Genomic DNA, 12,463 nt, shown 5'->3' on the forward strand with positions numbered 1-12,463 from the left:
ATTTGAACTTTTCAAAAAATTCCTTCATAATGAAAAGGAATATTCTTCATCTCCAAGAATATAGTAGTTATGGAATAACTATAGTTTATGAAGGAGGAGCTAGTAATGGAAATATTAAAAGTCTCAGCTAAATCCAGTCCGAATTCAGTAGCAGGAGCTCTAGCAAACGTTTTAAGGGAACGTGGCTCAGCGGAGATTCAGGCAATTGGCGCTGGTGCCTTGAACCAGGCCGTAAAAGCAGTGGCTATTGCCAGAGGTTTCGTCGCACCAAGTGGTGTGGATCTTATTTGTATTCCAGCATTCACTGATATTATGATTGATAACGAAGAGCGCACTGCGATAAAGTTGATCGTAGAACCCAGATAAGCGACCGGCTCTTCCAATGAAAACTTATGATGGACAAGATCAGCCGTGCTTGTAAAAGCACGGCTTAAATTTTTGTTTATGGAAGGAAGGTTACTGATGATTATAGATGCACATTGCGATGTATTATGGAAGCTATGGGAAAAGAAAGTAGATTTTTATGGTAGTGACACTTTACGATTCAATTATTTGAAGTGGAAAGAAAGCGATGTAAAGGTCCAGTGTTTTGCTATTTTTGTTCCGGAAGAAGTAAGAGAAGAAGCACAATTCAGCGTAGCACTCGAAATGGTATCCATCTTTTTCGAACAAATTATTGAACCGTATGATGAAATACGTTTCGTAGCAAGCAGACAGGATTTAATGAATTTGCAACCAGAAGAAAAAGGAGCAATTTTGACATTGGAAGGATGTCACGCGATTGGTTCAGATATCAATAAGCTAAAAACCCTTATCCACCTTGGCGTAAGGATTGTCGGCCTGACCTGGAACCAGGCCAATGCGGTATGCGATGGTATTGAAGAGGTACGGGGAGCTGGACTGTCTTCTTTCGGTCGCGAAGTGGTTGAATATTTGAACAAGGAACATATTTGGACTGACTTATCCCATATTTCTTATCAAGGTTTCTGGGATGTCTTATCTATTTGCGATTACCCGATGGCTTCCCATTCGAATGTCTACAACCTGTCTCCTCATAGACGGAATCTCGATGATAACCAGTTGAAAGCATTGATCGATTGTAACAGCTGGATCGGTATTACCTTTGTTCCCGAATTTATTAATGGAAATCATCATGCATTTATGCAGGAAATCGTACCCCATGTGCAGTACATATTAGCTATGGGAGGAGAAAATGTAATCGGATTCGGTTCTGATTTTGAAGGGACAGATGATTACGTAACCGGTTTGCGGGAGGTAACAGATTTTAAATTTCTTATTAATGAACTTTGTCACAGTCAAACGAAGGAAACTATGCAAAAATTAATGTGTAAGAATTTTGTCGATAAATTCCCCCGGCAAAGCTGATGCAGAAGCATGTCCATTTTCACGGATTGGGTTGAAAATTGCTACTTGAAGGGATATGATTAAATACAAATATCACTCGCATCAAAGCAGGCAATTTATATGTTTTTTCTGCAATTGCCGGGCTGGTCCCATGCATCACAAGACTTTATTTTAAGGTATTCTATTATCCTATGTATCTATAGGAGAAGGTCCATGGACAAATTAAAAGGGGTGTAGTAGATGGTTGAACAACTTTCTTGGAAAGTTGGCGGACAGCAAGGGGAAGGGATTGAAAGTACTGGGGAGATCTTTGCTATTACTTTGAATCGTCTTGGTTATTATCTCTATGGCTATCGTCATTTTTCCTCACGTATTAAAGGTGGGCATACAAATAATAAGATTAGAGTTTCAACAGAAAAAGTGAGATCAATTGCCGATGATTTGGATATCCTTGTCGCATTTGATCAGGAAACGATCGATGTGAATGCACACGAATTACATAGTAAAGGAATTGTACTGGCAGACGCTAAGTTCAATCCGAAACTGCCGGAAGGCGTAGACGTTACTTTATATTCGGTACCTTTTACAGAAATAGCAACAGAACTGGGAACATCACTTATGAAGAATATGGTTGCAGTCGGAGCATCAAGTGCGATCATGAACCTTGAATGTGAAGTTTTCCGGGATGTTGTGGAAGAAATTTTCTCCCGTAAAGGAGAACAGGTAGTCGCTAAAAATATGGAAGCGATTATAAAAGGTGCTGAGTACGTCAGGAATCAGGATAAAGGTAACCTTCACCGCATGGAATTAGCAAAAGCCGACGGCAAAAAGCGTATGTTCATGATTGGAAACGATGCAATTGCAATGGGGTTTTTGGCGGGTGGATGCCGTTTTATGGCCGCATACCCGATTACACCAGCTTCTGAAATTATGGAATACATGATTAAGAAACTGCCGGAATTTGGTGGCACAGTCATCCAAACAGAGGATGAAATTGCAGCTGCAACGATGTCAATCGGTGCCAATTATGCAGGTGTACGTACGATTACAGCATCCGCAGGCCCTGGTCTGTCATTAATGATGGAGTCAATCGGTTTAGCCGGAATAACAGAAACTCCGCTCGTCGTCGTGGACACACAGCGTGGAGGACCAAGTACAGGGCTTCCTACAAAACAGGAACAATCCGATTTAATGGCGATGATTTACGGTACCCACGGGGAAATCCCGAAAGTCGTCATGGCACCGAGCACGGTACAGGAAGCTTTCAATGATGCCGTGGAAGCGTTGAATATAGCGGAAGAGTATCAAGTGCCAGTGATTTTACTGTCTGATTTGCAGCTTTCACTTGGAAAGCAGACAGTCGAACCATTGGAATACGATAATATTGACGTCCGAAGAGGCAAGCTGGATGAGAATCCAGACCTTTCTGAACTCGATAAAGGACAATATTTCAAACGTTATCAAGTCACCGAAGATGGTGTATCTCCTCGGATCCTGCCAGGCACTAAAAATGGTATTTTTCATGTTACCGGTGTAGAGCATGACGAAACAGGCAAACCTAGCGAACTTGCATCCAACCGTAAGAATCAGATGGATAAGCGGCTGCGTAAGTTGAAAAAGCTTCCGGAAGTTTTTCCTGTACCCGTCCAGACAGATGCCAGACATGAAGAAGCGGATGTTCTTTTTGTAGGGTTCAATTCAACACGGGGTGCAATCGAAGAGGCGAAAGGAAGGCTGGAAGAAGAAGGATATAAAGTGAACCATGCCCATATCCGTCTGATTCATCCATTCCCGACCGAAGAAGTCAAAACTCTTGTTGATAAAGCTAAGAAGGTAATCGTTGTAGAGAATAATGCAACAGCCCAGTTGGCTAATATAATCAAGATGAATGTCGGCAGTCAGGAAAAAATGGAAAATATTCTTCAATATGATGGTACCCCATTCCTGCCAGGCCAAATTCATCAGCGAAGCAAGGAGTTGTTATAAATGGCGACATTCAAAGAGTTCCGTAATAAGGTGAAACCAAACTGGTGTCCTGGATGTGGCGACTTTTCTGTCCAGGCATCGATCCAACGAGCTGCAGCTAATGTAGGCCTCGAGCCTGAAGATTTAGCGGTAATATCAGGTATCGGTTGTTCCGGCCGTATTTCCGGTTATATCAATTCTTATGGCTTCCATGGAATTCATGGACGCGTTCTGCCGATTGCCCAGGGTGTAAAGATGGCTAACAAAAACTTGAAAGTTATTGCTTCTGGAGGCGACGGCGACGGATTTGCGATTGGAATGGGCCACACTGTTCATGCGATTCGCAGAAATCTTGACATCACGTATATCGTAATGGATAACCAGATTTATGGGTTGACTAAAGGGCAGACTTCCCCGCGAAGTGAAAAAGGTTTTAAAACGAAAAGTACACCGGAAGGTTCAATCGAGTCTGCGGTTAACGTCATGGAAATGGCTTTATCCGCTGGTGCCACATTTGTCGCACAGAGCTTTTCCAGTGATTTAAAAGAACTCACTTCTCTGATTGAACAAGGCATCAACCATGAAGGTTTTTCTTTAATCAATGTATTCAGTCCTTGCGTCACTTATAATAAAGTCAATACGTATGATTGGTTTAAAGAAAATCTTGTCAGCTTGGATGATATCGAAGGATACGACAGCTCTGATCGTAAAAAAGCGATGGCTACTTTGATGGAACATAACAGTCTGGTAAAAGGGCTGATCTATCAAAATACAGAGCAAAAATCCTATCAGGATTTAATTCATGGTTATGCGGATCATGCATTGAAAGACAGTGAACTTAAAATTGATAAAGAAAAATTCGATCACCTGGTTAATGAATTCATGTAAGAAGAGAAGCTCGGTCAGCAACGCCTGACCGGGCTTTTTTATTGTCATGAAAAGATTGGAACGATAGTTCATATAATTTTTATGATACTCGATTCCTTCTTGAAAAAAACTGTGTTATTCAGACGCCTATCCACGGTGTTCAATTGTCCTCTCTATATGAACAGCATCATTTGCGTAATTTTAAACTAATGATAAAATAGTGATATACCTAGATTCATGAGATTGAATGAGAATGGGAGTGTTCGTAGTGGGTGGAACAATGAAGGCTATTGTGAAGCACCACCGTGGAGTGGGAGCAGAACTGCAGGAGGTAGAAATTCCTGCAATCAAAGAGAATGAAGTACTTATAAAAGTGAAAGCGACATCGATTTGTGGTACAGATGTTCATATTTATAATTGGGATGAGTGGTCTGCCGGCAGGGTAAAGCCCCCGTATGTGTTCGGGCATGAATTTGCCGGTGAAATAGTCGAGTTAGGAAACAAGGTAACCAACTTTCAGGAAGGCGACTATGTAAGCGCAGAGACACATTTAGTTTGCGGATACTGTTCGCAATGTTTGACAGGAAAATACCATATTTGCGAGAATACACAAATCATTGGAGTAGACACGCAAGGCTGTTTTGCCGAGTATGTCGCACTTCCAGCTGATAATCTGTGGAAAAATCCTGCTGATATGCCGACAGATATCGCTTCTGTGCAGGAGCCGATGGGGAATGCAGTCCATACCGTATTGAATGGTGATGTGGCTGGAAAATCCGTAGCCATCATCGGTTGCGGACCGATTGGGTTAATGGCTGTGGGAGTTGCAAAAGCTGCCGGTGCGTCACAGGTACTGGCTTTTGATTTGAATGAATATCGCCTTGGTTTAGCAGCTCAAATGGGGGCAACGACTTTAGTCAATTCAGCTGAAGAAGATCCGGTAGAAAAAGCGAAGACTTTGACAGATGGCCACGGTGTCGATGTCGTATGCGAGATGAGCGGGCATCCTGTCGCCATGGATCAAGGCTTTAAGATGATTACTAATGGAGGCAGAATGTCAATTCTCAGCCTTCCAACCAAGCCGGTCACCATTGATGTGACCAATGACATTGTATTTAAAGGAATTGAAGTGCAGGGGATAACAGGGCGTAAAATGTACGAAACCTGGCAGCAGGTATCCCGGCTGTTACATTCAAAACAAGTCGATTTGACACCAATCATTACCCATCACCTGCCACTGGAAGACTTTGAAAAGGGCTTCCAGCTTATGAATGAAGGAAAATGCGGGAAAGTTGTGTTACATCCATGAAGGTTATTGGCAGCTTGTTGAAAAATAACCGGTAAATAAGGGATACTATAAGGAGAGACCTGATTGTATATGGGGGATACCTTCCTCCCTTGTACATACTATGCAAGGAAACATTTATCCATTATTCAAGGAGGCGTGTATATGAAAGGGTTTGAATACTTACAAAAAGAATTAGACGAAATGAAAGATGAGGGGACATTCCGAGAGTTGATTCCGTTACAGTCACCACAGGGTTCACGGGTGAAAATCAAGGGCAAGGAAGTAATTCAGCTTTCTTCTAATAACTATCTCGGACTGACTTCTCACCCAAAAATGAAGGAAGCAGCAGAAAAAGCAGTACGTGAATATGGAGCAGGAACTGGTTCGGTAAGAACGATCGCAGGGACTCTTGAAATGCATGAAGAGTATGAGCGCAAACTGGCCAAATTCAAACATACGGAAGCTGCTCTTGTTTTCCAGTCAGGCTTCACTACGAACCAGGGAGTACTATCTTCTATTTTGACAGAACAGGATGTTGTCATTTCCGATGAGCTCAATCATGCTTCCATCATCGATGGCATCCGTCTTACTAAAGCGGGACGTAAAATCTATAAGCATGTCGACATGGATTCTTTGGAAGAAAAGCTAAAAGAATCTAGTGAATACCGGACGCGTTTAGTCGTTACCGATGGTGTCTTTTCCATGGATGGCAACATTGCTCCGCTTCCGGAAATTGTGGAGCTGGCAGAAAAATATGATGCCCTTGTGATGGTTGATGACGCCCATGCCAGTGGCGTATTAGGAGAAAATGGACGCGGCACGGTCAATCACTTCGGCTTAGACGGCCGGGTTCACATCCAGGTAGGTACATTAAGTAAAGCAATCGGTGTATTGGGTGGTTACGTGGCAAGCAGCCAGACTCTGAAAGAATACCTTATCCATAAAGGTCGTCCATTCTTGTTCAGCACTTCTCACCCGCCAGCTGTTACAGCAGCTTGTGACGCAGCAATCGACGTATTGTTGGAAGAGCCGGAATTGATTCAAAAACTATGGGATAACACGAAGTTCTTTAAAGATGGTTTAAAATCCCTTGGATTCGATACGGGTATCAGTGAAACTCCAGTTACACCGGTGATGGTAGGCGATGATTCTTTGACTCACAAGTTTTCCGATGAATTATTCCAGGAGGGAGTCTTTGCTCAGGGAATCGTATTCCCGACTGTCCAGCGGGGCAAAGGCCGGGTTCGTACGATTGTTACTGCAGAGCATTCCAGAGAAGAACTGCAGGAAGCGTTGGATGCATTCGAACGTGCCGGTAAAAAATTGAATATTATCTCCTAAGTTTCAAAAAGGCTGGTCGTTGAAAGGCGATCAGCCTTACTTTATAGCAGAACGTAACTATTTTGTGGGATACTGCTCTTAAAATTTACAGTTAAAGTTGATATAATAAGAAAGTTAGATATGTTAGGCGAAAGGAGCACTGTTGATGAATGAACAACAGCGTAAACAGATGAGTCAAATTCGTGAAGCTAATCCAGCGGACGTAAAATCCGACCAGGATAATCTCTCGCGACTTAAAGAAAAGAAAAGTGAAGACTTCATCAAATATTTTGAGACAAGTTATCAGCCTCCTTCTTTGAAAGATGCGAAAAAGCGGGGCAAAGAAGATGTAGAAGTTCATTATGACTTTAACATACCAAAAGAAATGATCGGTCTCGGAAATGGTAAGAAATTCATGATCCGTACTTATGGATGCCAGATGAACGAACATGACACGGAAGTTATGGCTGGCATTTTAGAGGAAATGGGCTATGTTTCTACAAATGAAACAAAAGAAGCCGATATCATATTATTGAATACTTGTGCGATCAGAGAAAATGCGGAAAATAAAGTATTCGGTGAAATCGGTCACTTAAAGCCATTGAAAACCGAGAATCCTGACTTGATTATCGGGGTTTGTGGCTGTATGTCCCAGGAAGAGTCAGTCGTCAATAGAATTTTACAAAAACACCAGTTTGTCGATTTGATTTTCGGCACCCATAATATTCATCGGCTCCCGCATCTCGTCAAGGAAGCGATGTTCGGCAAAGAAATGGTGGTTGAAGTATGGTCGAAGGAAGGAGATATCATCGAAAACCTTCCTCGTTCCCGTAAAGGAAAAATCAAAGCATGGGTTAATATCATGTACGGCTGTGACAAATTCTGTACCTATTGTATTGTTCCATATACAAGAGGGAAAGAGAGGAGCCGTCTGCCGGAGGATATTATTCAGGAAGTGAGGCATCTGGCCGCTCAAGGATATAAAGAAATCACCCTGCTTGGTCAAAATGTAAATGCTTATGGAAAAGACCTGGATATGGATTACGGATTAGGCGATTTAATGAATGAAATCCATAAAATCGACATTCCAAGGGTCCGTTTCACGACTTCGCATCCGAGAGATTTTGATGATCGATTGATTGAAGTGCTGGCACAAGGCGGCAACTTGCTTGATCATATTCATCTGCCGGTACAATCCGGAAGTTCCGATGTCTTGAAAATCATGGCGCGGAAGTATACGAGAAAAAGCTATTTGGAACTGGTAGATAAAATCCGTACAGCAATGCCGAATGCTACGCTGACTACTGATATCATCGTAGGTTTCCCAAATGAAACTGATGAACAATTTGAAGAGACATTGAGTTTAGTAGAAGAAGTAGGATTCGAAGCGGCTTATACGTTCATTTATTCTCCACGGGAGGGAACACCAGCGGCACGTATGAAAGATAACGTACCGATGGAAGTAAAAAAGGAACGTCTGCAGCGTTTGAATGAATTGGTCAACAAACAGTCAGCGGAAGCTATGAAAAAATATGAAGGACAGGTTGTCGACGTTTTAGTGGAAGGGGAAAGTAAGAAAAACCCTGATGTGCTGGCTGGTTATACCGAAAGAAATAAACTGGTCAACTTTATTGGACCCAAGTCAGCTATTGGCGAAATTGTAAAAGTGAAAATCAATAATACGAAGACATGGTCTCTTGATGGAGAAATGGTCGAAGAAGCAGCAGAGGTGAACTGAAAATGGCCGAATACACACGTAAACAAGTAGTAGAAGAAGCACATAAATTAGCAAAGATGATGGCTAATATTGAAGAAATCGATCGTTTTAAACAACTGGAAGCAAAAATCAATGAGAATAAAAAAATACAGGAGAACATTTCACGTATTAAAGCATTACAAAAGCAAGCAGTCAATTTCCAGGCATATGGTAAAACCGAAGCCCAGCAGAAAGTAGAAAAAGAAATTGATCGGCTGCAGGCAGAGTTGGATGCGATTCCGATTGTGGAAGAGTTCAAAAGCTCCCAAACCATTATTAATGACATCTTGCAAATGGTTTCCAGCACAATAGCCCGCGAAGTGACCAATGAAGTGATCCGCTCTACCGGGGGCGATGTTTTGAAAGGGGAAACGGGCTCAAAGGTCGATAATTCCGCCTGTAACCACTAAGTTTTTTAATACCATTGAACGAGAATTCTCGTTCAATGGTATTTTTTTCGTACAATTATCTGGGCTCTTGCATAGAATGAACTAAAACCTTATACAAATCCTTCTTGATGGGAAAGGCATGTGCACATTTCGCCCAATTCAAGCATAGGATGTTGTGTATGATAAAGGGAGGTTTTAGGTGAGATGTCATTCTTTGACCAAGAATACCGTGAGATCTTCACGAAGGCTGTTTGTGGTAAAGGGAAGAAATTCACCCAATCAACACACTTGATTTCACCCCCCCACCGTCCATCAAGTATCTTGGGCTGCTGGGTGATCAACCATGTCTATCACGCCAAGAAAAAAGGAGATCATGTGGAAGTACATGGCCATTTTGATGCGAACGTCTGGTTTTCGTACAATGACAATACGAAAACGGACGTCGTAACAGAAAGAATCAACTATTGCGACCATGTGCCGCTGTACATCAAAGATGAAAATTGCATCGACGACGATTTAGAAGTCTTTGCAAAAGCGACACAACAACCGAACTGCCTGGAAGCCAACATCACTAGCAATGGGCAGAAAATTTCGGTTGAGGTAGAGCGGGAATTCTTCGTGGATGTGATTGGGGAAACAAAGCTTTGCGTCCGTGTTAATCCGAAGGGCTGTAAACACGATGATGATTTTGATTTTGGTGACTTATCTGATGATGATTTTTCAGAAATTGACCCGGATTTTCTCGGAAGAAAAGAAGAAGAATAAGGCCTGATTGATAATCCTTGCTAACCATAGCGGGGATTTTCTTTTTATGTTTACAGGATTTGAAAACAACCATGCTTCGTCATGAAAACACAACCGTTCAAGGAGTGTTTCCATCTATGCTATAATAATAAAAGTGACTAAAGTACGTTTTGGGGGATATGAAATGAAGCAATACACACCAATGATGGAGCAATACCTGACGATCAAAGCACAGCATAAGGATGCTTTTTTATTTTTCAGGCTCGGCGATTTTTATGAAATGTTTTTTGATGATGCTTTAGAAGCATCAAGAGAATTGGAAATCACATTGACAAGCAGGGATGGAGGAGATGAAAGAATCCCGATGTGCGGCGTTCCTTACCACTCTGCTGCGAATTACATAAAAACATTGATAGAAAAAGGCTATAAAGTAGCTATATGCGAACAAGTAGAGGATCCGAAATCGGCAAAAGGCGTAGTCAAACGGGAAGTTGTGCAATTGATTACACCTGGTACCGTAATGGAAGGTAATATGCTGGATGAAAAGGAAAATAATTACCTGGCAAGCGTGACTTCTTTTGAGGATGGCAGCTATACTGTAGCCTATAATGACCTGACTACCGGAGAAAACAGTATTGCTTTGATTACGGACGGCTGGGATGCTGTATTAAGTGAACTGTATAACCGCCCCGTCAAAGAAGTTGTCATTGCATCCGATCTTTTGGAATCTCATCAAAATGATTTGAAAGAGCGGCTGGCTTACACGATTTCGTATCAGGATGAAGCGGAAACAGACGCTGGGTTTGCCCCTGTCCTTTCCGGTCTCCAACAAGAGAAATATAAAATCGGTTTCGGCAGATTACTTAATTATATCCAGCATACACAGAAACGATCACTGGATCACCTTCAGCCGGTGCAGAAAATAGAACTGAAACAGTATATGACACTGGATATGTATTCGAAACGCAATCTCGAACTGATGGAAACATTACGCAAGCAGGGTAAGAAAGGGAGTTTGCTATGGGTAGTAGATGATACAGTCACTTCCATGGGCGCGCGGTTATTGAAAAAATGGCTGGAACGTCCACTGTTGAACCGTAAAGAAATGGAAGATCGGCATGAACAGGTCTCCGGCTTCCTTGAACAATTTTTTGAACGGGAAGAATTGAGAGAGCAATTGAAAGCTGTCTATGACCTTGAACGGCTTTCAGGTAGAATTGCTTTTGGCAACGTGAACGCTAGAGACTTGCTGCAATTGAAACAATCACTAGGGAAAATTCCAGTGATTAAGGAAACCCTTGAAAAATTTTCTCATCCAGGTATAAAAAAATTATATCAATCCATTGATCCGCTTCATTCCTTATCAGAGTTGTTGGAAGAAAGCATCCATGAGGATCCGCCTCTTACCATTAAGGAAGGAGGAATCATTAAGGATGGTTTCAATAACCAGCTTGATGATTACCGTGATGCAGCTAAAAACGGAAAACAATGGATTGCTGAACTGGAACGGAAAGAGCGGGAAGAGACGAAAATAAAGTCATTGAAGGTGGGCTACAATCGTGTGTTCGGTTATTATATCGAAGTGACGAAAGCCAATCTTCATTTACTGCCGGAAGGGAAATATGAACGGAAGCAGACACTGACGAACGCAGAAAGGTATATTACCCCTGAATTGAAAGAAAAAGAAACACTCATTTTAGAAGCACAGGAAAAAAGCGTAGAGTTGGAGTATGAATTATTTCTAACCATCCGGGAAAAAGTGAAGCATTATATCGAAGAATTGCAGCTGCTCGCCGGACAGATCAGCAAAATTGATGTGTTGCAGGGGTTTGCTTCCGTGTCGGAAAAAAATAATTATGTACAACCTGATTTCAATGAGAAACGCCTGATTGATATCAAACAAGGAAGACATCCGGTCGTGGAAAAAGTAATGAAAGACGCTTCCTTTGTTCCGAATGATGTCTACATGGATGACGAAGCTGATGTTCTGTTGATTACAGGACCGAATATGTCTGGTAAGAGTACGTATATGAGACAGCTTGCCTTAACGGCTATCATGGCCCAAGTGGGCTGTTTTGTACCATGTGAACAGGCGAATCTTCCAATCTTTGATCAGATCTTTACTAGAATTGGGGCAGCTGACGATCTTGTTTCCGGTCAGAGTACCTTCATGGTAGAAATGCTTGAAGCGAGGCATGCCCTTGCTAATGCTACGGAAAACAGCTTGATTCTTTTAGATGAAATCGGCCGGGGTACAAGCACGTACGATGGAATGGCACTTGCCCAGGCAATTGTTGAGTATATTCACGAGGAAATTAAAGCAAAAACGCTATTTTCTACCCATTACCATGAGTTGACGGAATTGGATGAAAGTCTGGGTCGCTTGAAAAATATCCATGTCCGGGCGGAAGAATATCAAGGAAATGTTGTTTTTCTCCACCAAATACAAAACGGAGCTGCTGATGAAAGCTACGGAATCCATGTAGCCAAGCTTGCCGAATTACCAGATTCCCTGATAGCAAGAGCGTCAGATTTGCTGAAAGAATTTGAAACTGGACCAAAAAAAGAAGCCCCTGTTCCACAAGCAGACGAAGAACAGCTGACCTTTTTCAAAGAAGAAGTACGTGAGATTAACCATCAAAAAACGAAACCAGAAGAAAGCCGACTGGTTGATCAACTCACTAAAATGAATTTAATGGAAATGACACCAATGGAAGCGATGAATCACCTTTATGAACTTCAAAAGCAAGTGAAACGATAAGGAAGGGG

10 protein-coding genes are annotated in these 12,463 nt (G+C 42.0%); all 10 read left to right on the top strand.

What is annotated here, in order from left to right; genetic code table 11:
• The first annotated feature begins 105 nt into the window (after positions 1 to 105).
• Positions 106 to 366 carry a stage V sporulation protein SpoVS gene (gene spoVS / locus P855_RS0106745; RefSeq protein WP_028782854.1) on the top strand — a complete coding sequence of 87 codons (261 nt, stop codon included), beginning with the start codon at positions 106 to 108 and terminating at the stop codon, positions 364 to 366.
• Between the two features lie 96 nt (positions 367 to 462).
• Positions 463 to 1,386, top strand: a complete 924-nt coding sequence (locus P855_RS0106750; RefSeq protein WP_028782855.1) for a dipeptidase — start codon at positions 463 to 465, stop codon at positions 1,384 to 1,386.
• A gap of 219 nt (positions 1,387 to 1,605) precedes the next feature.
• Positions 1,606 to 3,351, top strand: coding sequence for a 2-oxoacid:acceptor oxidoreductase subunit alpha (locus P855_RS0106755; protein WP_028782856.1), 1,746 nt, complete (start codon positions 1,606 to 1,608; stop codon positions 3,349 to 3,351).
• Positions 3,352 to 4,218 carry a 2-oxoacid:ferredoxin oxidoreductase subunit beta gene (locus P855_RS0106760; protein WP_028782857.1) on the top strand — a complete coding sequence of 289 codons (867 nt, stop codon included), beginning with the start codon at positions 3,352 to 3,354 and terminating at the stop codon, positions 4,216 to 4,218. It begins immediately after the preceding gene.
• 232 nt (positions 4,219 to 4,450) lie between these two features.
• Positions 4,451 to 5,506, top strand: a complete 1,056-nt coding sequence (tdh, locus tag P855_RS0106765) for an L-threonine 3-dehydrogenase (protein WP_200865941.1) — start codon at positions 4,451 to 4,453, stop codon at positions 5,504 to 5,506.
• 141 nt (positions 5,507 to 5,647) lie between these two features.
• A complete protein-coding gene (locus tag P855_RS0106770; protein ID WP_028782859.1) occupies positions 5,648 to 6,826 on the top strand; it encodes a glycine C-acetyltransferase in 1,179 nt (392 codons plus the stop codon).
• 145 nt (positions 6,827 to 6,971) lie between these two features.
• Complete coding sequence (gene miaB / locus P855_RS0106775; protein ID WP_028782860.1) at positions 6,972 to 8,543, top strand: tRNA (N6-isopentenyl adenosine(37)-C2)-methylthiotransferase MiaB; 1,572 nt, start codon at positions 6,972 to 6,974, stop codon at positions 8,541 to 8,543.
• A 2-nt stretch (positions 8,544 to 8,545) separates the two neighbouring features.
• Positions 8,546 to 8,971, top strand: coding sequence for a RicAFT regulatory complex protein RicA family protein (locus tag P855_RS0106780; RefSeq protein WP_028782861.1), 426 nt, complete (start codon positions 8,546 to 8,548; stop codon positions 8,969 to 8,971).
• Positions 8,972 to 9,154: 183 nt separating this feature from the next.
• Complete coding sequence (locus tag P855_RS0106785; protein WP_028782862.1) at positions 9,155 to 9,715, top strand: outer spore coat protein CotE; 561 nt, start codon at positions 9,155 to 9,157, stop codon at positions 9,713 to 9,715.
• Between the two features lie 163 nt (positions 9,716 to 9,878).
• Positions 9,879 to 12,455: a DNA mismatch repair protein MutS gene (gene mutS, locus P855_RS0106790; RefSeq protein WP_028782863.1), complete on the top strand. Its 2,577-nt coding sequence runs from the start codon at positions 9,879 to 9,881 to the stop codon at positions 12,453 to 12,455.
• Positions 12,456 to 12,463 lie beyond the last annotated feature (8 nt).

The sequence above is a fragment of the Thalassobacillus devorans MSP14 genome (genome assembly GCF_000496835.1).
Lineage (GTDB): Bacteria > Bacillota > Bacilli > Bacillales > Halobacillaceae > Thalassobacillus > Thalassobacillus devorans_B.

What these genes read in the sequence shown, in the direction of transcription:
- spoVS (WP_028782854.1), top strand. Translation starts at nt 106, where the DNA reads ATGGAAATATTAAAAGTCTCAGCTAAATCCAGTCCGAATTCAGTAGCA.
- P855_RS0106750 (WP_028782855.1), top strand. Translation starts at nt 463, where the DNA reads ATGATTATAGATGCACATTGCGATGTATTATGGAAGCTATGGGAAAAG.
- P855_RS0106755 (WP_028782856.1), top strand. Translation starts at nt 1,606, where the DNA reads ATGGTTGAACAACTTTCTTGGAAAGTTGGCGGACAGCAAGGGGAAGGG.
- P855_RS0106760 (WP_028782857.1), top strand. Translation starts at nt 3,352, where the DNA reads ATGGCGACATTCAAAGAGTTCCGTAATAAGGTGAAACCAAACTGGTGT.
- tdh (WP_200865941.1), top strand. Translation starts at nt 4,451, where the DNA reads ATGGGAGTGTTCGTAGTGGGTGGAACAATGAAGGCTATTGTGAAGCAC.
- P855_RS0106770 (WP_028782859.1), top strand. Translation starts at nt 5,648, where the DNA reads ATGAAAGGGTTTGAATACTTACAAAAAGAATTAGACGAAATGAAAGAT.
- miaB (WP_028782860.1), top strand. Translation starts at nt 6,972, where the DNA reads ATGAATGAACAACAGCGTAAACAGATGAGTCAAATTCGTGAAGCTAAT.
- P855_RS0106780 (WP_028782861.1), top strand. Translation starts at nt 8,546, where the DNA reads ATGGCCGAATACACACGTAAACAAGTAGTAGAAGAAGCACATAAATTA.
- P855_RS0106785 (WP_028782862.1), top strand. Translation starts at nt 9,155, where the DNA reads ATGTCATTCTTTGACCAAGAATACCGTGAGATCTTCACGAAGGCTGTT.
- mutS (WP_028782863.1), top strand. Translation starts at nt 9,879, where the DNA reads ATGAAGCAATACACACCAATGATGGAGCAATACCTGACGATCAAAGCA.